Raw genomic sequence first — 23,095 nt, forward strand, 5'->3', positions numbered from 1 at the left:
AGGCATTTACCGCGGACCGGCGATAACCGGACACCGCTGCCCCCGGACCCCTCGGTACTCGAGGCCGGCATCCGCGTGAACGCCCGGGTCCCGCCGGCCGCAGCGAGCAGCGGAGCACTGTCAGTGGTGGGTGGCAGCATCGGACACATGACGGACACCACGGCATTCGACTGGCGGTCCTTCCTGCTCAGGTGGAGCGGGGAGTGGGCAGATTCCCTGCCGGACGGCGATACGCAGGGCGAGGACGACGAGGCCGCGCGGCGGGCACGGTGGCTGGGGTTCCCGCCCGCCTCCGAGGAGCGGATCGCCGCCATGGAGGAGCGGCTTGACCGACGGATGCCCCCGTCGTACCGGGAGTTCCTGAAGGTCAGCGACGGGTGGCGGCACGCGGGCGGGTTCGTGTGGCTGCTGGCGGGGACCGAGGACGCGCGCTGGCACAACGACGAGTCGGGACTCGCGGACATGTTCGAGGAGTTCCTGGACGAGGACGCCGGGCCCGAGGAGCGGCGGGAGGCGGACATCTGGCGGCGCGGGCTGCAGCTCGACGTGGAGTCCGACATCACCCACGTCCTCATGGACCCCGAGGACGTGGACGAGGACGGCGAGTGGGCCGTGTACACGTGGTCGAGCTGGCGGGCCGCGCCACCCGAGCGGCACGCGAACTTCCTTGAGTTCATGCGGGAGATGTTCCGGGAGTTCCACAGCCTACGGGCGCACCGGCGCGACGGGGAGCCGGTCTTCGTCAACGACACGACGCGAGAGCTGGACGCCCAGGTGGAGGAGGCCCGGCTGGAGGCGCTGCGCGGCGGCTGGGAACGGGCCCGGAAGGCGCTGGACGAGGCCAAGGAGTACGGCAGACCGCGGGCCGCCGGGCTGGGCGACCAGATACGCCGCCTGCTCGGACAGACCTACATGGTGTACTTCGGCGGCCTGGTGACGGACCCACAGTACGCGCCCGAGCTGTTGCCGCCGCTGGTCGCCGAGCACGCGGCGCACTCGTACCGGGACGACTCCACGCTGACGTTCCATCTGCGGGGCGCCGACGACGAGCTGGTGTCACTGGCCTACGCGACGCTGGATCAGGTGAGGAACGGCACGTACCGGTACACAGCGGCCGGACCGTACGGCGAAGCGGTCGAGCGGGCGCGGGAGCTGGCGCGGTGGGGAGACACCGACCGGGCGTGGCGGACACTGGCAAACGCTCTGCCCCTGTGGGAGCCGCTGGGACCGGATCACCTGGCGCCGCTGGGCTGGGTGGCCGACCCCCTGCTCGGGCCGCTGCTGACCCCGGAGCGGGGCCGCGAGCTGCTCTCCACGCCAAGAGGCGGGCAGGCGGGTGAGGCACCGAGGCCGACGGCCGGGCTCGACCCGGGCGACCTGGCGTGGCTCGCGGAGCCGGAACCGGGCAACAACCGCACGTCCTACCGGTTCATCCTGGTGGAGGGGGTGGAGCCGGAGGAGCTGCCCGGACGTCTCGCGGACGGGGACGGCACCGTGCTGAACGAACCCATGACCTTCCGGGAGGCGCGCCACAGGTCGCGGCACAACCAGAGGGAGTTCTCGTCCTACGACGACAGGGCTCTCGTGGCGGTCGGCCGGGCCGGCACCGGCTGGAGCTTCGCCTTCGACGGCGATCCCGCCCCGTTCCACCAGCAGCGGTTCGTCTCCCCGGCCGCTGCCGCCAGCGCGGGCACCCGCACGGTGGTGGTGTGGAGCGGCCTGAGGCCAGGGCACGGGGAGCCGTTCTTCCACCTTTCGGTGGCGCGAGACGGTGCCGAGCAGTACGCATTCACGTACGCGGACGGAGAGGTCCGGCAAAGCGGGGAGATACCGTCGGCGCTGGACCCGAGCCGGTTCTTCGGTGACCTGGAGGACGGCGCCGAGGCGGAACGGTCGCTGCTGGAAGCGATGGCCGGGGAGTTCGGTGCCCATCTGCCGCGTCACGCAATCGTGAACGGGCGGCTGCACACTTTCACCACCCGATCCTGGACACGTCCGCCGAGGGACGGCGAGGCGTACACAGTGATCCGGATGGAATGGGGAGAGGCGCGCCCGGCGGACGGCCGACGGACGGGAAAGGACGGACCGGGGAGCAGGTAGAGACCGGCCGGGCCGCGCAGATCCTCAATGCGGTGAGAGTCGAGAGCACGAAGCCCTGGGATGTCGGAGGACGGACTCCCGGGGATTCGTCGAAGCCCCGTGCGCAACGCCACCTTCCGCTGCTCGTCGCGGGTTGAGCGGACGCTGCCCTGTGCTGGACTGCGGCGCGAGGGCGCGAAGCCGGTCCGCAAGCATGCCTGTTTCGGAGTGCGGCACCGCGGGCACCCGTGGTGCACCCCTCCCGAAGGGAAACACGTCATGCCCGGCACCGACCAGGTCCGCATCCGGGACCAGGCTCTGCCCTTCACCGACCAGGCGTCGCTGAACCGGCTGATGGAACGCATCGGCGACGCTCGCTATGTGCTGCTGGGCGAGGCGTCCCACGGCACCGCCGACTACTACCAGGTCCGCGACGTGCTGACGCGCCGGCTGATCAAGGAGAAGGGCTTCTCCTTCGTCGCCGTGGAGGGCGATTGGCCGGACTTCCAGGCCGTGCACTGCTCCGTGGTCGCCGCGCCGGGCGCACCCGAGGACCCCGGAGAGGTGCTGGCGGGCTTCCTGCGCTGGCCGACCTGGATGTGGGGCAACACCGACGTGGCCGCCTTCACCCGCTGGCTGCGCCGGCACAACGAGCAGCTGCCGCCCGAGCGGCGCGTGGGCTTCTTCGGGCTGGACGTCTACAGCCTGTGGGAGTCACTGCACGCGGTGCTCGCCCATCTGCGCGAGCACGATTCCGACCGGGTGGAGCACGCCCTTGAGGCGTACCGCTGTTTCGAGGCGTACGCCAAGGACCCTCAGTCCTATGTGCCGGCCCTCCGTTACCTGCCCGAGAGCTGTGAGCCGCAGGTGGTGTCCCTGCTGACGGAGCTGCGGGAGCGCTCGGCGCGGACCGCGGTGTCCGACGGCTCACTCGCCGGGTTCACCGCCCGGCAGAACGCCGAGGTCCTGGCCGGCGCCGAGCGCTACTACCGGGCCGTGCTCGACAGCGGGCCCGAGTCCTGGAACATCCGCGACCACCACATGGCCGACACCCTGGACCGGCTGATGGACCACCACGGACCGGACGCGAAGGCGGTGGTATGGGCGCACAACACCCACGTCGGGGACGCCCGCGCCACGGACATGGCCGACACCGGCATGGTCAGCATCGGCCAGCTGGTGCGCGAACGGCACATGGGCAAGGGTGTGGTGCTGGTCGGTTTCGGTTCGCACTCCGGCACTGTCATCGCCGCGGAGGAGTGGGGTGACGTGCCCCGGATCATGGAGGTTCCGCCTGCACACGCCGGAAGCCTGGAGGACCTGCTGCACCGGGCGCTGTCCGGCGAGCGGGCCCTGTTCGTCTTTCCGCACGTGCAGTTCCAGCGGCCTCCGACCGCCGGCCTGGCCGAGTGGTTCCACCAGGAGCGCGGTCATCGCGCGATCGGCGTGGTCTACCGGCCGCAGTACGAACGCGCGGGCAACTACGTCCCCACCGTTCTGGCCGAGCGCTACGACGCCTTCTGCTATCTCGATCGCACCCACGCCCTCACCCCCCTGCACCCCTTGTCCGCAAAGAGCCCGGAGGAGCAGACCTGGCCCGTGGGCGTGTGATGCCGACTACGCGATACGACACGCCGGTGCCGATTCCACACTCCGCCCGGGGGAGCCCAGGCATCGCGCATCCCTGACGAACGAGGCTCCCGTGCGCCTGGGTCACTCACCCGCCGTCCAAACTGTCGGCCCACCGCCGCGCCACTCGATCAGGTCTGGGTCCTCGACCGTCGTATCAGTCTCCGGCAGGCCCTTTCGACGCAGAAACTCCACGACATCAAGCAGGTGGTACGCGGTGCCGACGAACTCACCACGGATCGTCACCCGCCGACCACCGTCAGGGCCCGGCGGCTGCACAGTCACAGGTGCGCCTTCCATGCCCACCGGGTCCCCCGTTGCTGAGCCACTCATGCCGGCCCGCAGGCGTCGAACGCCGTCGGAGTCAGTGGGTGTGGGCGCCGCTCACGGCCCGGTGTGCTGTGCTCCGCCGTGCGCGGCAGACGTCCCCGGCACAGAAGGCAGGACATGATGGACGTACATCAATGTTCCAGGAGGAGGAGTACGGAATGGCCGAATCCGACCCTGGCGTTACCGACGGTGTGGTGGGCGGCAAGTCGCGGTTCGACGACATCTACGGCTGTCCGGACCCCCGCGCCTACTTCCGGCGGCTGGCCCCGCTGGAGTACGAGATCCCGCATCATGCCCAGCCGGTCTTCCGGCAGGTATCGACCCACCGGGCCGCGCTCGACGACGGCCACCCCGGCAGGCCGGCGGTGCTGGACGTGTGCTGCTCGTACGGGATCAATGCCGCGCTGCTCAACCACGACGTCACGCTGGCGGAGATGTACGAGCGGTACTCCTCCCCCGACCGCCAGGCCATGTCGACGGCTGAACTCGCGGCGCAGGACAAGGAGTTCTATGCCGAGCGACGCCGACCGGACGCGGTACCCGTCTTCGGCCTGGACGTCGCGGCACCCGCCGTGCACTACGCGCTCGAGGTGGGGCTCCTGGACGCCGCCTTCACCGACGACCTGGAACAGGGCCCGCCCAGCCCCGGTCTGAGGCGCGCGCTGGCCGAGGTCGGCCTCGTCACGCTGACAGGCGGCGGCAGCTATGTCACCGCCCGCACGTTCACGGCACTGCTGGCCGGCGCCCGAAGGCAGGTGTGGGTCAGCGCGTTCGTCCTGCGGACCGTGTCGTACCACCCGATCGTCCGGGCCCTGGCCGCGCACGGTCTGAGCACCACCGTCGATGTCTCCCGCACCTATCCGCAGCGCCTCTTCACCGACGAGCGGGAACAGCGGTATGCGATCGAGGCGGTACGGGCGCTGGGCGGCGACCCCGCAGGGCGCGAGAAGGACGGTCGTTTCCACAGCCTGCACTACGAGTCCCGGCCCGATGGGCGGTGACAGCCACGCGACCGATCAGGGGCTGGAGTCGGCCGTCGCACGGCGGAGCCCCGCCCAGAACGGGCCCGCCGTGCGGCGTCGCGGCACACACCGAGCGAGGTCAGGACTCGGTGATCTCGATGTGCCGCGGCTTGACAGCCTTCGCCTTGGGCACGGTGACGGTCAGCACACCCTCGTGCAGGGTCGCGCTGACCTCCTCCGCCCTGACGTCGGCGGGCAGCAGGGTCTGGTACTCGAAACGGCCGGTGCGGCGGGTGCTGCTACGCAGGACACCCTCACGCTCCCGCTCCTTGTACTCCCCGGTGATGTGCAGCTCCCGCTCGCTCATCTCGATGTCGATGTCGTCCCGCCTGATCCCGGGCAGTTCCGCCTCGAGCACATACGCGTCGTCCGTCTCGCGCATGTCCGCCGCAGGAGACCAGGCCAGTGCGGCGCCAGGAGCGACGGCGGCACCTTGCAGCAGCCGGTTCATGCGCTCGAACAGATCCTCGAACTCGGCGGCGATCGGTTCACCCCAGCCGAAGCCGGCGAAGGGCCTGTCCAGCAGGCTGCCGGACCGGCGCCGTACGGGCAGCGTCATCGCGGTTCACCTCCGGTGAATGGGCCATACGGGTTACCCTCCATGGTGCGCGTCTGCGCAGAACCGGGCGACTCAACCCCGTTCACACCGGCGTGGTGACCTCATCCACCGGACGCTGACGACCTGCGCGGCGGCACGTACGGAGTCGAGCGGTCGTTCGCCGCGGAACTCCCCGGACCACAAGGCTCTGACCTGCGGTTGAGCCCCTGACGCCGGTCACGCGTCGTCCGGCGTGCCGAGACCCGTCAGCGCGCCCACCGGGTCGAGGTCCGGGGTGCCCCGGGGCCACCAGTCGTCGTGGCCCGGTTCCGACTCGTAGGCGTACCACAGGCCGTCGCGGCCCAGGCGGAGCTGGACGTGGCCGCGCGGGTGGGTCAGACGGTTGCGCCAGGGGCGGAACGCCGGGAGGTCGGCGGCCAGCAGCAGCGGACGGGCGCGGTCGAACCGGCCGGCCGGCGGGTCCCAGGGCTCCTCCAGGACGGCCAGCCCTTCCAGGCCGCCCTGCCGCCAGGCGGCGACCGCGCGCGCCAGGTCGGCCGGGGTGCGGTCGACGGCGGTGGCGAGCGTGGAGTACAGCGTGCGGGTGGCCGCGGTCAGCCCGGAGCCGGGGCGGGCGGCGGCCAGGCGCACCGCGTCCTGCCACAGGGTCAGGTCGCCGACCGGGTCGCGTCCGGTGGTGAGCAGCGCCTGGGCGCGGGCGGCGGCGTCCGTCGCCAGCTGGTCCAGCGCGAAGGGGTCCGGGCCGCCGGGCGCCGCCGGGTACACCGGGGGCTGCTCGGGGTGCGGCGGGGCCGGCAACGGCGGTGGCAGCGGCGGGCGCCGGCGCGGGCTGAGGGCGTCGGTGGCCCGGACGCCGGGCAGCGACTGCGGTTGCCGCTCCTGCGCGGCCAGCGCCGCCCGGGCGGCGCTGCGGCGGGACAGCGCGTCGAGCAGGCCCCTCTCGCCCCGGCCGCGCAGCAGGAGCAGCACGAAGGGGTCGGCGTCGAGGAGCCGGGCCGTCTGGTAGCAGAGGGCGGCGGCGTGCTTGCACGGGTGACCGGAGTCGGGGCAGCTGCAGCGCGGGGTGAGGTCGCCGGGGCCGGGCAGCAGCGGGACCCCGCAGTCGGCGAGGGACTGGGGCAACTCCTTGTCGAGCAGCGCGGCGATGTGCCCCGGCCGGTCGGCCGCGGCGTCCAGGAACCGCTCCCAGTCGGCGTCCTCCAGCGTCCGCACCCGCATCTGCACGCGGTACGGACGCGGCCGGCTCCCCCGCACGTACGCCAGGACCAGCCCGGGCGTCACGGTGATCGCGTCCACGTGCCCCTGGTCCGCGTACCCGCGCCCGCGGGCCAGCCGCTTGCCGTCCAGGGCACCCTGCTCCAACGCACCCACCCAGGCGTTGCCCCACCAGGTCCCGGCGAACGAGGAGCCGTCGCCGGTACCCTCCCGGGCCGGGAACGCCGGGAAGGTACGGCGGAGTTCGGTGTCGCGGTGGGGGGTGGCCATGGTGAGCGGGAGGTGGGGGGCTGCGGCGGTGGGCGGGCTGGGGGTCCCCGTGTCCACGAAGTCCAGCATGTCCGGGGTGTTCGGGATATCCGGGGTGCTCGGCTCCGCTGTGGTTGCGGCCTCCTCCTCGGTGTCCGCCCACGTCGGCATCCGGAAGGCGTTCGCGAGGTAGTGCCGCATGTCCTGGGCAGCCCTGGCGCGGGCCACACCGGTTTTCTCACCGGATGCCTCGGAGGCGGCTGCCGTAGGGGGTGTGGAGGAGCCGGTACGCCTAGGTGCCGGCCTGCCGCTCCGGGAGCCGGGCTCCGCCGCCTGCGTGCGCAGCGCCTCGCGGCGGGCCGCACGCAGTGCCTCGCGGGCGGCGTCTCCCGGGCGTCCGGCCGCCGGAGCGGTCCGGCGGGTGCTGCTGGCGGACCGCGTGACCTCCTCAGGGCTTTCCGCCTGCGCGGGGGCGGCCGTGTCGGCGGTCGCCTGTGCCTCGTCCTCGAAGTGGCGCGCGCAGACGGCGGCCCTGAGGGCCGCGCGCGCCACGTCACCGGGCCGCTGCTCGGCGTCCCCGACACGCATGCGGCGTTCCTCTTCCCTGTCCTTCGAGGCCGTGTCCTCCTCGGCAACCGCCTCCTCGGCCACGCCCGTCGGGGCGTCCTCCGCCCGCTCCCGTGCCGTGCGCAGGGCCCGTCGGGCGGCGTCGCCGGGGCGGTGGTCCTCGGTCGTCATGAGGTCCTCCGCAGGGAGACCAGGTCGGCCAGTTCACGGTCCGTCAGCTCGGTGAGGGCCGCCTCGCCGGAGCCCAGGACGGCGTCGGCCAGGGCTCGCTTGGCGGTCAGCATCTCGGCGATGCGGTCCTCGACCGTGCCCTCGGTGACCAGGCGGTGGACCTGGACGGGCTGGGTCTGGCCGATGCGGTAGGCGCGGTCGGTGGCCTGCTCCTCGACGGCCGGGTTCCACCAGCGGTCGAAGTGGACGACGTGGCCCGCGCGGGTGAGGTTCAGGCCGGTGCCGGCCGCCTTGAGGGAGAGGACGAGGACCGGGGTCCGCCCCTCCTGGAAGCGGTCGACCATGCGCTCCCGCTCGGCCACCGGGGTGCCGCCGTGCAGGAGGTCCACGGGGACCGCGCGGGCGGACAGATGGGCGGTGATGAGCCGGGCCATGCCGACGTACTGGGTGAAGACGAGCGCCGAGCCGTCCTCGGCGAGCACGGTGTCCAACAGCTCGTCCAGGAGGGCGAGTTTGCCGGAACGGGCGGCCGGCCGGCCGTGGTGTGCCGTCTCCTCCTTCAGGTACAGCGCGGGATGGTCGCAGATCTGTTTGAGGGCGCCCAGCAGCTTCAGGACCAGGCCGCGCCGGGCGATGCCGTCCGCCGTCTCGATGGCGAGCATCGACTCGCGCACCACCGCCTCGTACAGCGCGGCCTGTTCCCGGGTGAGCGGCACGGGGTGGTCGGTCTCGGTCTTGGGCGGCAGTTCGGGGACGATGCCGGGGTCGGACTTCTTGCGGCGCAGGAGGAACGGGCGGACGAGGCGGGCCAGGCGCTCCACGGCCGCCCCGTTCTCCTCGGCCCCGCCGTTCTCCACCGCGCGCGCGTGCCGGGCGCGGAAGGACTTCAGGGGGCCGAGGAGTCCGGGCGTGGTCCAGTCGAGCAGGGCCCAGAGTTCGGAGAGGTTGTTCTCCACCGGGGTACCGGTCAGCGCCACGCGCGCGGGAGCCGGGATCGTGCGCAGCGCCTTGGCCGTGGCGGAGTAGGGGTTCTTGACGTGCTGGGCCTCGTCGGCGACGACCATGCCCCAGGGCTGTTCGGCCAGGCGCGCCGCGGTGGAGCGCATGGTGCCGTACGTGGTGAGGACGAAGCCTCCGTCCAGGCCCTCCAGGGTGCGGCCCTGGCCGTGGAAGCGGCGGACGGGGACACCGGGCGCGAACCGGGTGATCTCCCGCTGCCAGTTGCCCAGCAGGGACGCCGGGCAGACGACCAGGGTGGGCTCGGTCCGGGCCCGCTTCAGGTGGAGGGCGATGAGCGTGATCGTCTTGCCGAGGCCCATGTCGTCGGCGAGGCAGCCGCCGAGGCCGAGGGAGGTCATGAGGTCGAGCCAGGCCAGACCCCGCAGCTGGTAGTCGCGCAGGGTGGCGGCGAGGCCCGCGGGCGGCTCGGCGGGGTGCAGGCCCGCCGTGAGGCGGTCGCGCAGGGTGGCCAGCGCGCCCACCGGGACGGCCTGCACACTCTCGCCGTCGACCTCGGCGCTGCCGGTGAGCGCGACGGAGAGCGCGTCGACCGGGTCGAGCAGGCCCAGTTCGCGCTTGCGGGCCTTGCGGACCAGGGCCGGGTCGACGAGCACCCAGCGGTCGCGCAGCCGCACGACGGGCCGGTGGGCCTCGGCGAGGGCGTCCATCTCGGCCTCGCTGAGCGGCTCGCCGCCGAGCGCCAGCTGCCAGCGGAACTGGAGCAGTTCCTCGCTCTCGAAGAATCCGGTGCCGTCGGTCGCCGAGCCGGGCGCGGGCCGGACCACCGCGGCGGCGGTCAGGTCCCGGGCGAGGTCCCGGGGCCAGTGCACGGCGACCCCGGCGGCGGCGAGCCGGCTCGCGGCCACGCCGAGCAGCTCGCCCAGCTCCTCCTCGGACAGCGGGAGGACGTCGGGCGCGTCCAGTTCGGCGAGCCGGTCCAGGGGCGGCCACACGCGGGCCGCGCGCCGTACGGCGAGGGCGGCGTCCACGCGCGCGCGGGGCCCGAAGGCGGCGTCGGCCTCCCCCGCCCACAGGGCCGCCGCGTCGGCCACCAGGGTCGGGTCGGCGAGGCTGTGCACCTGGACGATCGCCGCGCCGGCGGCGCGGGCGCCCTCGGCGGCACCGGCGTCGAAGACGTCGTAGGCGGACAGGTCGAGGCGGAGCGAGATGCGCACGCCGGCGTCCATGCCGGCGGCGACCTCCGCCGCCCACTCGTGGGCGTGCGGCAGGGCCTGGGGTGCGCGGGCGGCGAACGGCCTGCCGGAGGTGTGCGGGGCGGCCGGTGTGCGGGGCAGGGTGTCGGCGACGGCGTCCAGGAAGGAGCGGATGAGGGCCTCCGGCTCGGGCAGCCGGAGCGGGCCGGGGTCCGGGAGGGGGACGGCGTGGCCCTCCGGGGGCAGCGCGGCGGCCACCGCGCGCAGATGGGCGAGGTCGTCGGGTTCGAGGGGGCCGGCCCGCCAGGCGTCGTGTCCGCTCGGGGTCAGACCGGGCAGCAGGCGGCCCCGGGCGACGAGCCGCAGCGCGTGCAGGGCGGCGGCGCCCCAGCAGGCCGTGGCCGGGTGGGCGGCCGGGTCGCGGCGGGCCCGGACCAGCAGCGGCAGGGCCTCGGCGAGCGGCAGGGTGAGTGCGGGCACCTGCCTGCGGCGGACGGCGGCGCCGTGGGGTCGTACGACCGTCAGCTCGTCGGTGCCGTCCCGGTGGACGGGCAGCGGGGCGCCGTCGGGGTCCCAGAAGGCGATCCGGCCCTCGCGCGGGAGGGGCGCGGGCAGGTAGACGGCGGCGAGGCGCACCGGGACCGCGTCTCCGGTCCCCGGCCCGCTCCCCGTCTGCGTCTGCTCTGCCTCTGTCCGCGCCTGCGGGGTCCCTCCCCCGCGCTCGGCCACCGCAGCCGTGCCGCTCATACGTTCTGCCACCTCCCGCCCATGTGTCGGATCAGACGTCTTCGACTCTACGGGCGGGGTCTGACAATCGGTCCCCGGCAGCTCTACGGGCGGGGTCTGACAATCGGTCCCGGCAGCGGGTGCGGCCGGTCGTTACGGCACCGTGCGGGAGACGACGTACACCATCGGATAGCTCGGGTCGGACAGGTTCACGACGACGTCCTGGGTGGGCGCCGGGTTCTTCTGCGCGTGGGTGAGCCCGTACCAGGGACCCGTGCCCGTGAAGCGCCAGCCGCTGACCTTCTGGTCGCGGGCGCTGATCGCGATGTCGTCCTTCTTGAGCTCGTCCCGCCGTGCGCCCATCGCCCCCAGGAAGCTGTCCAGGCCGGCGTCGTTGGTGCGGAACTCCAGGTAGAGACGGCTGGTCTTCCAGTTGTTGGTCTCGTAGTAGGCGACGTGGTCGGCGGGATGCGGGATGGCCACCTGGTAGAGGCGGCGCTGCACCTTCGACGGCAGGCCCGCGGTGAGGCCGGTCGCCGAGTACTTCGCCTCCTTGTCCTTGCCGCTGTTGCGGCTCTGGTTGGCGGAGATCACCAGGTAGCCCGCGGGGATGCCGATGAGCAGCACGATGATGAGCAGGGTCAGGGCCCTGCGCCTGGCCTTGTGGCGCGGGTTCTCGTCCGGCCGGCGCGGCTCGTCCGGGGGCGCGGCCTGGCGGGGCAGCGACGCGGTCATGCGCTGTCCCGGTCGCGACGGGCCTGGGTGTACCGCTCGTAGCGCTCGTACCGCTCCACCCGGCGCCGCTTGGCCCGGCGGAACCGGCGGGCGACCAGCCGGGCCAGGTCCGCGGCGCCCACCATGCCGGCCTCGGGGCCGAGCTGGGCGCGGGTGATGCGGGCCTCGGGGCGGTAGCCGCGACCGGTGAGGTGACGCTTGAAGGCGTCCCGGGCGGGGCCGATGAGCAGGTCGTCGGCGGCCGAGACCCCGCCGCCGATGACGAAGCAGGACGGGTCGAGAGCGGCGGCCAGGTTGGCGATGCCGACGCCGAGCCACTGGCCGATGTCCTGGAGCAGCTCCACGCACATCGCGTCGCCCTCGCGGGCCAGCTCGGTGATCATCGGGCCGGTGATGTCGTCGACGTTGCCCTTGACGTGCTCGATGATTCCGTACGCCACGGGCGAGTCCGCCGCCGCCAGCTCCTTGGCCTCGCGGACGAGCGCGTTGCCGGAGCTGTACTGCTCCCAGCAGCCGCGGTTGCCGCAGGGGCAGCGGTGGCCTCCGGGGACGACCTGCATGTGGCCGAACTCACCGGCGACACCGTACTTGCCGCGCTTGACCTGGCCGTCCTCCAGGATGGCGCCGCCGATGCCGGTGCCGAGCGTGATCATGACCAGGTGGTCCTCGCCACGGCCGGCGCCGAAGCGCCACTCCGCCCAGGCGGCGGTGTTGGCGTCGTTGTCCACGAGGACCGGCACGGAGAGCCGGCCGCTGAGGCGGTCGCGCAGCGGTTCGTTGCGCCAGGAGAGGTGCGGGGCGAACAGCACGCGGTTGCGGTCGGCGTCGACCCAGCCGGCGGCGCCGATGCCGACCGCGTGCACGTCGTGCCGGTCGGACAGGTCCAGCACCAGTTCGACGATCGTGTCCTCGACGACCTTGGGGCTCTTGGACTTGTCCGGGGTCTCCGCGCGCAGCTTCTCCAGGATGTTGCCGTCGGCGTCCACGACGCCCGCCATGACCTTGGTGCCGCCGATGTCGATGCCAACAGTGGGGACACGGGGGGCAGTCAGATGTGACCGGCGTTCCCTGGTACCCACCGTGCGCAGCACGGGGGCTCGGCGGGAGCCGATGGGGGCGGTCAGGTCGCGGTAGGTGCTCATCGCTTGTCGATTCTGCCGCACGCTCACGCTGTGTGCTGCGCGGGTCGGGGGAGGAGGGTGCGCGAGCGCTGCCGTCTGCGGGTGCATTGTGGTTGATCGCGCCCCCACGGCGGAGCCGCAAATCGACGCAGCTCCGCGCCCGTTCAGGTTCGCTGCAGTTCGTGGACCAGAGCGTCCAGGTCGGCTCCGCCTGCCATCTGCTTCGTCAGCTCGTCCAGTGTGATCTCGTCCCGTGTGTGATTGCCCACCATGGTGCCGCGGCGGAGCAGGACGAACCTGTCCCCCACCAGGTACGCGTGATGCGGGTTGTGGGTGATCAAGACGACGCCCAGGCCCTCGTCGCGTGCTGCCGCCACATATTTGAGGACCACACCGGACTGCTTCACACCCAGTGCCGCCGTCGGCTCGTCCAGGACCAGGACCTTCGCGCCGAAGTAGACGGCCCTCGCGATCGCCACGCACTGGCGTTCGCCGCCGGAGAGGGTGCCGATGGGCTGGTCGACGTCGCGGAGGTCGATGCCCATGCGGAGCAGTTCCTCGCGGGTCGTGCGGCGCATGAAGTCGGTGTCCAGGCGCTTGAAGGGGCCCGCTCCCTTACGGGGCTCGGAGCCGAGGAAGAAGTTGCGCCAGACCGGCATCAGGGGGACGACGGCAAGGTCCTGGTAGACCGTGGCGATGCCCCGGTCCAGGGCCTCGCGCGGCGAGGCGAGGCGGGTCTCCTCGCCCTCGATGCGCAGGGTGCCGCCGTCGTGCCGGTGCAGGCCCGCGATGGTCTTGATCAGCGTCGACTTGCCCGCGCCGTTGTCGCCGAGGACACAGGTGATCTCCCCGGCGTGGACCTCCAGGGAAACGCCCTCCAGGGCGCGGACGTTGCCGTAGTGCTTGCTGACGTCGGTCAGCTCGACCAGCGGCGTGCGCTCGGTGGTCTCGGTCATGTCGTCGCCTCCGCGCGCTTCTTCACCCAGGTGTTGAGCAGGGTCGCGAGGAGCAGCATCGCTCCCAGGAAGAACTTGAACCAGTCGGGGTTCCACTCGGCGAAGACGATGCCCTTGCTGACCATGCCGAACAGGAGCGCACCGACCGCCGAGCCGACGGCGCTGCCGTAGCCGCCGGTGATCAGGCAGCCGCCGATGACGGCCGCGATGATGTAGATCAGCTCGTTGCCGACGCCCTCGCCGGACTGGACGGTGTCGAAGGAGAAGAGCAGGTGCTGGCCGGAGATCCAGGCGCCGAACGCGACGCCCATGTAGAGGCCGATCTTGGTCTTCGCGACGGGGACGCCGACCGCGCGGGCCGCGTCCTGGTTGCCGCCGACCGCGAAGATCCAGTTGCCGGCGCGCGTGCGCAGCAGGATCCAGGAGGCGAGGGCGACCAGGCCCAGCCACCACAGGATGGTGACCTTGAAGTCGACGCCGCCGACCGTGAGGGTCGAGGCGAAGACGGCGCGGGCGCTCGGGAAGCCCTCCATGTCGCCGATCGTCTTGGTGGAGACGGTGCCGTCGATCAGCTTGGTGAAGCCGAGGTTCATGCCGGCCAGCATCAGGTAGGTGCCCAGCGTGACGATGAAGCTGGGCAGCTTGGTGCGGGTGAGCATGAAGCCGTTGAAGGCGCCGATGGCGAGGGTGACCAGGAGCGAGACGCCCGCGCCCACCCAGGTGTTCGCGGTCATCTGGTAGCTGAACATCGAGGAGATCAGCGCGGAGGAGGTCACGAGGACGCCCGCGGAGAGGTCGAACTCGCCGCCGATCATCAGCAGGGCCACGGGTACGGCCATGATGCCGATGGTCGAGGAGGCGTACAGGACCGTGCTGAGGCTGGAGGCGTTCAGGAAGCCGTCGGCGGCGACGGCGAAGAAGGCGAAGACGGCGAGCGCGCCGACGACCGAGCCCAGCTCGGGGCGGGCGAGCAGCTTCCGCAGCGGTGAGGTCCGCAGAAGCCTTTCGTCAGCGGCCTTTTCCGGGGTCGCGCTCATCGGGTGCCCCGCTCGGTGTACTCCGCGAGCGCGCCCGCCTGGTCCTTGGTGACGATCTGCGGGCCGGTGAGGACCGGCTTGCCGCCGCCGAGGACGTCGCCGTTGTACTTGTACAGCCACAGCAGGTCGACGGCCTGGTAGCCCTGGAGGTACGGCTGCTGGTCGACGGCGAAGCCGAGGGTGCCGTCCTTCAGCTCGGCGGCGACCTTGGCGTTGAGGTCGAAGGTGTCGATCTCGGCCTTGCTGCCCGCGTCGTTCTTCGCCTTCACGGCCGTGTCGGCGTAGGGGGCGCCGAGGGTGACGACGGCGTCGACGGACTTGTCCGCCTGGAGCTTGGCCTCGATCGCGGACTGCACGTCGGGCATGTTGGTGCCGTTGACGTAGAGCTTGTGGACCTGTCCGTGGAAGGTCTTGGCCACACCGTCGCAGCGCTGCTCGTGGCCGACGTTGCCCTGCTCGTGCAGGACGCACAGGGCCGACTTCTTGCCGCGCTTGTTCAGCTCCTCGCCGACGGCCTCGCCGGCGACGGTCTCGTCCTGGCCGATGTGGGTGAGCGCGCCGAAGGCCTTGGACTCCTCCGAGCCGGAGTTGACCGTGATGACGGGGATGCCGGCCTTCTCGGCGCGGGCCACGGCGGCCTTCATGGCGTCCGGCTTGGCGAGCGTGACGATGATTCCGTCGACCTTCTTGTCGACGGCCGCGTCCACCAGCTGCGCCTGCTGCTGGGCCTCGTCGTCGTGCGAGTACAGGAAGTCGATGTTGTCCTTGACGGCGGCCTGCTTGGCGCCGCTCTGCACGATGTCCCAGAAGGTGTCGCCGTCTCCCGAGTGGGTGATCATCGCGAAGGTCCAGCGGGGGGTGTTCACCGCGGCCCTTCCCTGGGCGGCGGCGGCCTTGCGGGCGTCCTCCGCCCGCTTGCCGCCCGTGCTGCTGCACCCGGCCAATGACAAGGACGTCACGGAGAGTGCCCCCGCCAGCGCTATGCCTACCCAGGTCCGAAACCGTGCCACGAGGCCGTGCCCTTCTTGCTGTGTCCGTACGTACGCAAGGGGCCGGTGATCACCTCATCGGCCCCGAACTCTCCAGTATCAAACACAGGGAACACTCATGACACACCCCAGGGCTGACATGCCGGTCATATTGTCCGGACATTGCGACGAAGCCGGGCGGCAGCCCGGGACGACCCAGGGCTGCCCAGGACCACTCAGGATCAGGACCACTCAGGACCGTACGAGCAACTGGAAGTCGAAGGAGTAGCGGGTCGGGCGGTAGACGTGGTCGCCGAACTCGACCGCGCGGCCGGTGTCGTCGAAGGTGGTGCGCCGCATGGTGAGCAGCGGGGCGCCCTCCGTCTCGCCGAGCCGCTCGGCCTCGGCGGCGGTGGCCCCGCGGGCCCCGATGGACTGGCGCGCGCTGTGCAGGGTGATCCCGGCGGAGCGCATCAGCCGGTACAGGCCGGTGGCCTCCAGCTGGCCGGTGTCCAGGTCGAGCAGGCCGGGCGGCAGGAAGTTGATCAGGTACGCCATCGGTTCGGCGTGCGCGAGGCGCAGCCGCTCGATGCGGTGGACGTCGCCGCCCTCGGCGACCCCGAGCGCTGCGGCGACCTCGGCGGAGGCCGGGACGACGGCGTTGACCAGGACCTTGGTCGCGGGGCGCTGTCCGGCCGCCTCCAGGTCGTCGTAGAGGCTGCTCAGCTCCAGCGGGCGCTTGACCTGGCTGTGCACGACCTGGGTGCCGACGCCGCGGCGGCGGACCAGGAGGCCCTTGTCCACGAGCGACTGGATCGCCTGGCGGACCGTGGGGCGGGACAGGCCGAGCCGCGCGGCCAGCTCGATCTCGTTGCCCAGCAGACTGCCGGGGGTGAGGCTGCCGTGCTCGATGGCGGCCTCCAGCTGCTGGGAGAGCTGGAAGTACAGCGGCACCGGCGAACTGCGGTCCACGCGCAGATCGAGCGCCACGGTCGGGTCAACGTCTGGTTTGGGCACGGGCTTGAGCGTAGCCGTGTGATTGGTTGACGGGAAGTCGTGAAGTCCGATTGTCCGGACATATGAATTGACAGGGTGGCCGGTCCACCCCCACTTTGTTCCCATGCGCATCGGGGTCATCGGTACGGGCCGCATCGGCACCATTCATGCGAACACGCTGAGCCGTCATCGCGAGGTCGGCTCGCTGATCCTGACGGACGCCGATCCGGCGCGGGCCCAGGCGCTCGCGCACCGGCTCGGCGAGACGGCCGCGCCGGGGGTGGACGAGATCTTCACCTGGGGCGTGGACGCGGTGGTGATCACCACCGCGACGCCCGCGCACGCCGAACTCATCGGCCGGGCCGCCCGTTCGGGCCTGCCGGTCTTCTGTGAGAAGCCGATCGCCCTCGATCTGCCGGGCACGCTGCAGGCGCTGGCCGAGGTGGACGCGGCCGGCACGGTCCTCCAGATGGGCTTCCAGCGGCGCTTCGACGCGGGCTACGCCGGCGCCCGGGAGGCGGTGCGCGCGGGCCGGCTCGGGAGGCTGCACACCGTACGGGCCATGACCTGCGACCAGTCCCCGCCGCCGGCCGAGTGGCTGCCGCTGTCGGGCGGGCTGTTCCGGGACACGCTCATCCACGACTTCGACGTGCTGCGCTGGGTGACGGGACGTGAGGTCGTGGAGGTGTACGCCACCGGGTCGGACGCCGGACCCGCGATGTTCCGCGAGGCCGGCGACGTGGACACCGGCGCGGCCCTGCTCACCCTGGACGACGGCACGCTGGCCACGGCGACGGCGACCCGGCTCAACGGCGCCGGGTACGACGTGCGCATGGAGCTGGCCGGGGAGCGGGACACGGTCGTCGTGGGCCTCGACGACCGGACGCCGCTCGCCTCCACCGAGCCCACCGGGCCGCCGCCCGCGGACAAGCCGTGGACGGGCTTCCTGGAGCGGTTCGGACCCGCCTACGAGGCCGAACTGGCCGCCTTCGTGGCGGTGCTGCACGGCGAGCGGCCCAACCCCTGCGACGGCCGCGAGGCCCTCCAGGCGCTGCGGGTCGCCGAGGCCTGCGAGGTGTCCCGGCGCGAGCGCAGAGCGGTGCGGCTGGCGGAGATCCCGGACCAGCCACGACCGCTGTACGCCTGAACCGCGCGGCTCACCAGCGCACCGGAAGGCTGCGCACCCCCCTCATGAGCAGGCCCGGCAGCCACTCGCCCGAAGAGCCGTCGAGGGCGAGGCCGGGGGCGCGCTCCAGGAGGGTGCCGACGGCGATACGGCCCTCCAGGCGGGCCAGGGGTGCGCCGATACAGAAGTGGATGCCGTGGCCGAATGCGAGGTGGCCGCGGGTGTCGCGGCGGATGTCGAAGCGGTGCGGGTCGGCGTAGCGGTCCGCGTCGCGCTGGGCGGCGGTGAGCCCGACCGCCACGTGGTCGCCCCGCTCGATCACGGTGCCGGCGATCTCCAGGGGCTCGGTGGCGTACCGGAACGTGGCGGTCTCCACCGGGCCCTCGTAGCGCAGCATCTCCTCGACGGCGCCGTCCAAAAGGCCCATGTCGGCGCGCAGCGCGGCGAGTTGCTCGGGGTGCGTGAGCAGGGCGAGGACGCCGTTGCCGATGAGGTTGACGGTGGTCTCGTGGCCGGCGATGAGCAACAGGTAGGCCATGCCGCGCAGTTCCTCGGCGGAGAGCCGGTCGCCGTCCTCGGCGGTGGTGCGGATCAGATCGCTGAGCAGGTCGTCGCTCGGGCCGGAGCACCGCTTGTCCTCGATCAGCTCGGTGAGGTACTCGGCGAGGCGGGCGACCGCGGCGTACTCCGAGTCCGCGCTGCTCGGTGCGACCACCTCGGTGGACACCTTCCGGAACTCCGCGCGGTCCATGTCCGGGACGCCGAGGAGTTCGCAGATGACGGTGATGGGCAGCGGGTAGGCCAGCGACTCGATGAGGTCCGCACGGCCGTGCGGCAGCATCTCGTCCAGCAGGTCGTCGGTGATGCGCTGGATCCGCGGGCGCAACTGCTCCACCCGGCGCATGGTGAACGCGCGGGTGACGAGGGAGCGCAGGCGAGTGTGCTGCGGCGGGTCGGTGGCCAGCAGGTACTTGCCGATCATCTGCTCGTCCAGGAAGGTCACGCCGATCCTGGCGCCGTCCTTGGCCAGCCGGGGGTCGGCGAGGGCCGCGCGCGCCTCCTCGTACCCCACGACCAGCCAGGTCTCGTAGCCGTCGTCGCTGTCCGGCAGCCGGACCCGGTGCACGGGGCCCTGCTCGCGCAGGCGCGCGTACACCGCATGCGGGTCCTCGCGGAAGGCGTCCCCGAACTCGCCCAGATCGACCACGCGTTGCCTGTCCATCGTTCCCCTTCCGGACTCCCCCCGAGGCGCCCACCGGGCATCCCCCGGTACCGGGTCAACGCGCGGGCAACCCGCTTAGTGCCCCTCCTGCGCCTCCTGTCCGTCCTCGTCGAGAAGTCCCGCGTCGTAGGCCAACAGGGCGATCTGCACGCGGTTGTTGAGGCCGAGCTTGGCGAGGACGCGGGAGACGTGGGCTTTGACGGTCGCCACGCTCATGTACAGCTCGGCGGCGATCTGGGCGTTGGCCAGGCCCCGGCCGACGGCGACGGCGACCTCGCGCTCGCGGTCGCCCAGCACCGAAAGCCGGTCGCGCGCGCGTGACTGCCGGGAGTCGGCGGCGGTGCCGGCCGCGTGCCGCATCAACTGGCGGGTGACGGCGGGTGACAGCACCGGTTCTCCGGCCGCGACCCGGCGCACCGCGTCGACGATCTCGGCGGGCGGGGTGTCCTTGAGCACGAACCCGGCGGCACCCGCACGCAGGGCGTGCAGCACCTGTTCGTCGGCGTGGAAGGTGGTGAGCACCACGACCTGCGGGGCGTCCTTGCGGCCGCGCAGCCGCTGCGTGGCCGTCAGCCCGTCAACCGACGGCATGCGGATGTCCATCAGGATCACGTCCGGGCGGGTGCGGTCGACGACCGCCTCGACCTCGCTGCCGTCCGCGGCCTCCCCGACGATCTCGATGCCGTCGGCCCCGCCCAGCATGAGGGACAGGCCGGCCCGCACCAGCGGGTCGTCGTCGACGAGAAGCAGTCTGATCGCAGTCATGGACCTTACGAAATCACGGTTCAGGAGGGGCTCGCCGAAAGAGGGCACGCCCGGCCGTACAGGTGGTCTTGCGGACACGGACACATCGAGCGCAGCCCGTGAGACATATGAGGACGATGCGAAGGAAGCCGAGCGCCACCTGTCGGACGCGGTCGGAGACATGTTGTGTCCAGCCGGCGACAGCCCCTCACTCCCCGCTCCACGGCAGCCACCCCCGCACCTCGAACCCTCCGTCCGCCGTCACCCCGTGCTCCAGGCGTCCGCCGGCCAGCGTGGCGCGTTCGGTCAGGCCGATCAGGCCCTGCCCGGAGCCGGGGACCGGCGGGACCTCGGAGGCGGGCGCGGGGTTGCGGACCGTGATCGTCAGGCCGGTTCCGGGGGCGCCGGTGACGCGGACGGTGACTTCGGTGCCGGGGGCGTGCTTGCGGGCGTTGGTCAGGGCCTCCTGGGTGATGCGGTAGGCGGTGCGGCCGATGGAGGCGGGTACGGCGGCGGGGTCGGCGACACGGTGGTCGAGGGTGACCTTCATGCCGGCCTCGCGGCTCTCGGCGACGAGCGCGTCCAGCGCGGCCAGCGTCGGCTGCGGGCGTCCCCCGGCCGCGTCGTCGTGCTCGCCCGCCCGCAGCACGCCGATGATCTCGCGCAGGTCCTGCAGGGCTTCGTGTGCGCTCTCCCGGATGACCCCGGCGGCCCGCGCGATCTCCTCGCCGGGGGCGTCCGGCCGGAACTCCAGGGCTCCGGCGTGCACGCTGAGCAGGGTGAGCCGGTGGGCGAGCACGTCGTGCATCTCGCGGGCGATGGCCTCGCGGGCGAGCCGCTGCGCCTGATCGGCCCGCAGCTGCGCCTCCGTCTCGGCGCGCCGCGCCCGGTCGCGCAGGCTCACCGTGAGCTGCCGCTTGGAGCGGACGAACATGCCCCAGCCGAGGACCGAGACGGTCAGCAGCTCGGCGAAGGCGACGGCGCCGGCGTACTGCAGCCCGGACTCGGGACGCCACCAGTAGTAGAGCGGGAGCAGCGCGAGGTTGGTTCCGCCGATCCAGCCGACGTACCGGAAGGGCCGGTGAACGGCGAGGGTGAACAGGGCGACGAGGGTGGCCGGGCCCGAGGTGTCGGACAGGAAGCCCACCGGGATCATCACGGCGGCGAGGCCGACCGGCCAGCGGCGGCGCAGCCAGACGGCCTGGACGGACAGGACGCCCAGGATCAGGTCGAGGCCGAGGAGGGGCACCGGGATGTCCGGCTTGTCCAGCAGGCTCCGCGCGGCCAGCAGGTACAGCACCCAGACCAGCAGGTAGCAGCACACGTCCACGGCCCAGTCCCGCGCGGTGCGCCGGGGGTGCCGGCCGGCGGGTCCGGCGTCGGGGTCGGGCTCGTGCAGGACGGCGGAGGGGAACATCCAGCGGTGCACCCCGCCCCCGAGCGCGGCGGCCCGCTGGCTTCTGGCTGGTTTCACGGTCGACCTTCTCTCACGGTCGACAAATCTAGGCAGCCCGGCCGCCCGTGGCCGCCCCGCGCGCGTGATCATCGACCGAAGTCGCGCAGGCATCTACTTTCGGCGGACCCGTGGCCCTTCCTTCGACGTACCGGCGGCTTCTCGGACGCCGGGGTTAACCTCCGGAAAACTCAAGGTACTTGACGGGAAAATCATCAGGTTTGTCATTGACATGCCACTATCTACGCGCGTCATCATGACGGCATGAGAACCCCCCACGCCACGCGTATCGGCGCCGCAGCCGCGCTCCTGTCCGCTCTCCTCGTCGGCGGCACCGTCTCCGCCACCACCGCGGACGCCGCCACCTCGGTCGGCAGCATCTGCTCCACCGACCTGCCCTCGCAGGCCTACGACACCCTGGACCTGATCGACCAGGGCGGCCCCTTCCCCTACTCGCAGGACGGCACGGTCTTCTCGAACCGTGAGCTCGTCCTGCCCTCCGAGTCCTATGGCTACTACCACGAGTACACAGTGATCACCCCGGGCTCCCCGACGCGCGGCGCCCGCCGGATCGTCACCGGTCAGGAGTACCAGGAGGACTACTACACGTCCGACCACTACGCCACGTTCGACCTCATCGACTTCACCTGCTGAGGTCTGACCGACGTCAGTGCCGCCCTTGCGGTGGCGAGGCGGCGGCCCTGGTAGCGGGCCGCCGCCTCTGCGCTCCGCTCTGACGGGCCGTTGCCCTCGTGGTGGAGCGGGGCGGCCCGCGGCCACGAGCGAGGCCGCACCCGCCGCGGACGGCGCGCCCCTGGAGCAGCTCGACGACGGCCCTGTCGACCGAGCCTGCCCGCGCCTGTTCCGCGCGCACCGCGCTCGACGCCGACCGCCGCCTGGCAAGGCACCGGGCGGCGGTCGGTGATTCCCGTGTCGGCCGGTCGTCAGCCCGCGGCCCTGCGGCCCCACGCCGTCCCGGCCAGCACCAGCGCGCCGCCCACGAGGCCGAGGGCGCCGAGCCGTTCGCCGCCGAGCGCGATCCCGGCCGCGGCGGCCCACAGCGGTTCCGTGCCGAGCAGCAGGCTGACCCGGGACGCAGACGTGCGGCGCACGGCCCACATCTGCACGAAGAACGCGAACAGCGTGCACAGCACGGACAGGAACAGCAGCCCCGCCCACTCCCGGACGCCGAACCCGGCCGCGACCGTCCACGGCGCCGGGCCGCCCGACCCCGCCGCGAGCACGGCGAACACGGCGACGGCGGTGCCGAGTTGGACCGTGGTCAGGGGCAGCGCCCCGGCGCCCTGTACGGCTCTGATCCGGGACATCGCGAGGACGTGCAGGGTGCGGGCGAGGGCGGCGAGCAGCATTAGGAGGTCGCCGGGCGAGGGCCGGGTGAAGCCGCCGCCCTGGGTGAGCAGGACGACGCCGAGCACCGACAGGGCCGCCGCGCCGAGGAAGGAGGGCGCGGGCCGGGTGCGGGTGACGGCGGCCTCGGCGAGCGGGGTGAAGATCATGGTGAGGCTGATGATGAGCCCCGCGTTGGTCGCCGACGTGTGCACGACGCCGTACGTCTCCAGCAGGAAGATCCCGCTCAGGATCAGTCCCAGCAGGGCCGCGCCGCGCCACTGGGCACCGGTCAGCGCCCGCAGGGCGGACCGCCCGGCCGTGGCGAGGACGGGGACGACCAGCGCGAACCTGAGCACCAGGACGGCGAGCACCGTGCGGGCGGTGGTGATGTCCTTCGCGGCGAGATAGCTGGCGCCCCAGAACACGGCGACGAGCAGGACCGGCAGGTCGGTGTGCCAGGCGCGGCGGGGCGTTGCGTCCCGCCGCCGGATTACCGTCGTCCGCCCGGCGGGCGGGGCCGGCGGCGTCCGGTGCGTGCGATCGCAAGGCGCCGGAGCGCTCTCGGTGGGGGTGCCCCCTGTGAGGGAGTGCGTGCCGGACGCCGCCGGGCGGACGGGAATCCGGCGGCGGGGCGCGGGTGCGCCGGGTACGGCGATCGACGACATGGGTACGGCTCTCCCGGTCTCC

Annotated in this window: 19 protein-coding genes; 5 read left to right on the forward strand and 14 right to left on the reverse strand. The window is 72.5% G+C overall.

Annotated features, from left to right (window positions below; all coding sequences use genetic code 11):
• Nucleotides 1-147 precede the first annotated feature (147 nt).
• Both ACWD3E_RS16705 and ACWD3E_RS16710 read left to right on the forward strand, forming a co-directional pair.
• Nucleotides 148-2,100 (forward strand): SMI1/KNR4 family protein, encoded by a 1,953-nt coding sequence (locus tag ACWD3E_RS16705; protein WP_451388277.1) that lies wholly within the window; start codon nt 148-150, stop codon nt 2,098-2,100.
• Between the two features lie 258 nt (nt 2,101-2,358).
• The gene (locus ACWD3E_RS16710) at nt 2,359-3,690 is read left to right on the forward strand and encodes an erythromycin esterase family protein (RefSeq protein WP_451388278.1); all 1,332 of its coding nucleotides are present in this window, start codon (nt 2,359-2,361) and stop codon (nt 3,688-3,690) included.
• Nucleotides 3,691-3,792: 102 nt separating this feature from the next.
• Here the strand turns inward: ACWD3E_RS16710 and ACWD3E_RS16715 are convergent, their stop codons facing one another.
• Nucleotides 3,793-3,954 (reverse strand): hypothetical protein, encoded by a 162-nt coding sequence (locus ACWD3E_RS16715; protein ID WP_451388279.1) that lies wholly within the window; start codon nt 3,952-3,954, stop codon nt 3,793-3,795.
• Nucleotides 3,955-4,196: 242 nt separating this feature from the next.
• On the opposite strand from ACWD3E_RS16715, the gene ACWD3E_RS16720 reads away from it, so the two are divergent.
• A complete protein-coding gene (locus ACWD3E_RS16720) occupies nt 4,197-5,039 on the forward strand; it encodes a hypothetical protein (protein WP_451388280.1) in 843 nt (280 codons plus the stop codon).
• Between the two features lie 100 nt (nt 5,040-5,139).
• On the opposite strand, the gene ACWD3E_RS16725 is transcribed toward ACWD3E_RS16720, so the two are convergent.
• The 9 genes from ACWD3E_RS16725 to ACWD3E_RS16765 all read right to left on the reverse strand — a co-directional run bounded on the left by ACWD3E_RS16725 (nt 5,140) and on the right by ACWD3E_RS16765 (nt 16,507).
• Complete coding sequence (locus ACWD3E_RS16725) at nt 5,140-5,619, reverse strand: Hsp20/alpha crystallin family protein (RefSeq protein ID WP_451388281.1); 480 nt, start codon at nt 5,617-5,619, stop codon at nt 5,140-5,142.
• Nucleotides 5,620-5,835: 216 nt separating this feature from the next.
• A complete protein-coding gene (locus ACWD3E_RS16730) occupies nt 5,836-7,821 on the reverse strand; it encodes an SWIM zinc finger family protein (RefSeq protein WP_451388282.1) in 1,986 nt (661 codons plus the stop codon).
• Nucleotides 7,818-10,721 carry an SNF2-related protein gene (locus tag ACWD3E_RS16735; protein ID WP_451388283.1) on the reverse strand — a complete coding sequence of 968 codons (2,904 nt, stop codon included), beginning with the start codon at nt 10,719-10,721 and terminating at the stop codon, nt 7,818-7,820. Before ACWD3E_RS16735 ends, ACWD3E_RS16730 begins: the two co-directional genes overlap by 4 nt.
• Nucleotides 10,722-10,853: 132 nt before the next feature.
• A complete protein-coding gene (locus ACWD3E_RS16740; RefSeq protein ID WP_451388284.1) occupies nt 10,854-11,435 on the reverse strand; it encodes a sugar kinase in 582 nt (193 codons plus the stop codon).
• Nucleotides 11,432-12,577, reverse strand: coding sequence for an ROK family glucokinase (locus tag ACWD3E_RS16745; RefSeq protein WP_451348849.1), 1,146 nt, complete (start codon nt 12,575-12,577; stop codon nt 11,432-11,434). Before ACWD3E_RS16745 ends, ACWD3E_RS16740 begins: the two co-directional genes overlap by 4 nt.
• Nucleotides 12,578-12,720: 143 nt before the next feature.
• Nucleotides 12,721-13,512, reverse strand: a complete 792-nt coding sequence (locus tag ACWD3E_RS16750) for an ATP-binding cassette domain-containing protein (protein WP_451388285.1) — start codon at nt 13,510-13,512, stop codon at nt 12,721-12,723.
• Complete coding sequence (locus tag ACWD3E_RS16755; protein ID WP_451388286.1) at nt 13,509-14,549, reverse strand: ABC transporter permease; 1,041 nt, start codon at nt 14,547-14,549, stop codon at nt 13,509-13,511. Before ACWD3E_RS16755 ends, ACWD3E_RS16750 begins: the two co-directional genes overlap by 4 nt.
• Complete coding sequence (locus tag ACWD3E_RS16760; RefSeq protein WP_451388287.1) at nt 14,546-15,559, reverse strand: sugar ABC transporter substrate-binding protein; 1,014 nt, start codon at nt 15,557-15,559, stop codon at nt 14,546-14,548. The genes ACWD3E_RS16755 and ACWD3E_RS16760 overlap by 4 nt, the downstream gene beginning before the upstream one ends.
• A gap of 210 nt (nt 15,560-15,769) precedes the next feature.
• A complete protein-coding gene (locus ACWD3E_RS16765; protein ID WP_451388579.1) occupies nt 15,770-16,507 on the reverse strand; it encodes a GntR family transcriptional regulator in 738 nt (245 codons plus the stop codon).
• Between the two features lie 130 nt (nt 16,508-16,637).
• On the opposite strand from ACWD3E_RS16765, the gene ACWD3E_RS16770 reads away from it, so the two are divergent.
• On the forward strand, nt 16,638-17,660 hold the full coding sequence (locus ACWD3E_RS16770; protein WP_451388288.1) for a Gfo/Idh/MocA family protein: 1,023 nt from the start codon (nt 16,638-16,640) through the stop codon (nt 17,658-17,660).
• A 10-nt stretch (nt 17,661-17,670) separates the two neighbouring features.
• On the opposite strand, the gene ACWD3E_RS16775 is transcribed toward ACWD3E_RS16770, so the two are convergent.
• The 3 genes from ACWD3E_RS16775 to ACWD3E_RS16785 all read right to left on the reverse strand — a co-directional run bounded on the left by ACWD3E_RS16775 (nt 17,671) and on the right by ACWD3E_RS16785 (nt 21,022).
• Entirely contained in the window at nt 17,671-18,861 is a 1,191-nt protein-coding gene (locus ACWD3E_RS16775) for a cytochrome P450 family protein (protein WP_451388289.1), read from the reverse strand.
• 75 nt (nt 18,862-18,936) lie between these two features.
• Nucleotides 18,937-19,626 (reverse strand): response regulator, encoded by a 690-nt coding sequence (locus tag ACWD3E_RS16780; protein WP_451388290.1) that lies wholly within the window; start codon nt 19,624-19,626, stop codon nt 18,937-18,939.
• 187 nt (nt 19,627-19,813) lie between these two features.
• Entirely contained in the window at nt 19,814-21,022 is a 1,209-nt protein-coding gene (locus tag ACWD3E_RS16785; RefSeq protein WP_451388580.1) for a sensor histidine kinase, read from the reverse strand.
• A 300-nt stretch (nt 21,023-21,322) separates the two neighbouring features.
• On the opposite strand from ACWD3E_RS16785, the gene ACWD3E_RS16790 reads away from it, so the two are divergent.
• Nucleotides 21,323-21,712, forward strand: a complete 390-nt coding sequence (locus ACWD3E_RS16790; RefSeq protein ID WP_451388291.1) for a ribonuclease domain-containing protein — start codon at nt 21,323-21,325, stop codon at nt 21,710-21,712.
• Nucleotides 21,713-22,002: 290 nt separating this feature from the next.
• Here the strand turns inward: ACWD3E_RS16790 and ACWD3E_RS16795 are convergent, their stop codons facing one another.
• The gene (locus tag ACWD3E_RS16795; RefSeq protein ID WP_451388292.1) at nt 22,003-23,073 is read right to left on the reverse strand and encodes a DMT family transporter; all 1,071 of its coding nucleotides are present in this window, start codon (nt 23,071-23,073) and stop codon (nt 22,003-22,005) included.
• Nucleotides 23,074-23,095: the final 22 nt, after the last annotated feature.

The organism is Streptomyces sp. NPDC002676 (assembly GCF_053592455.1).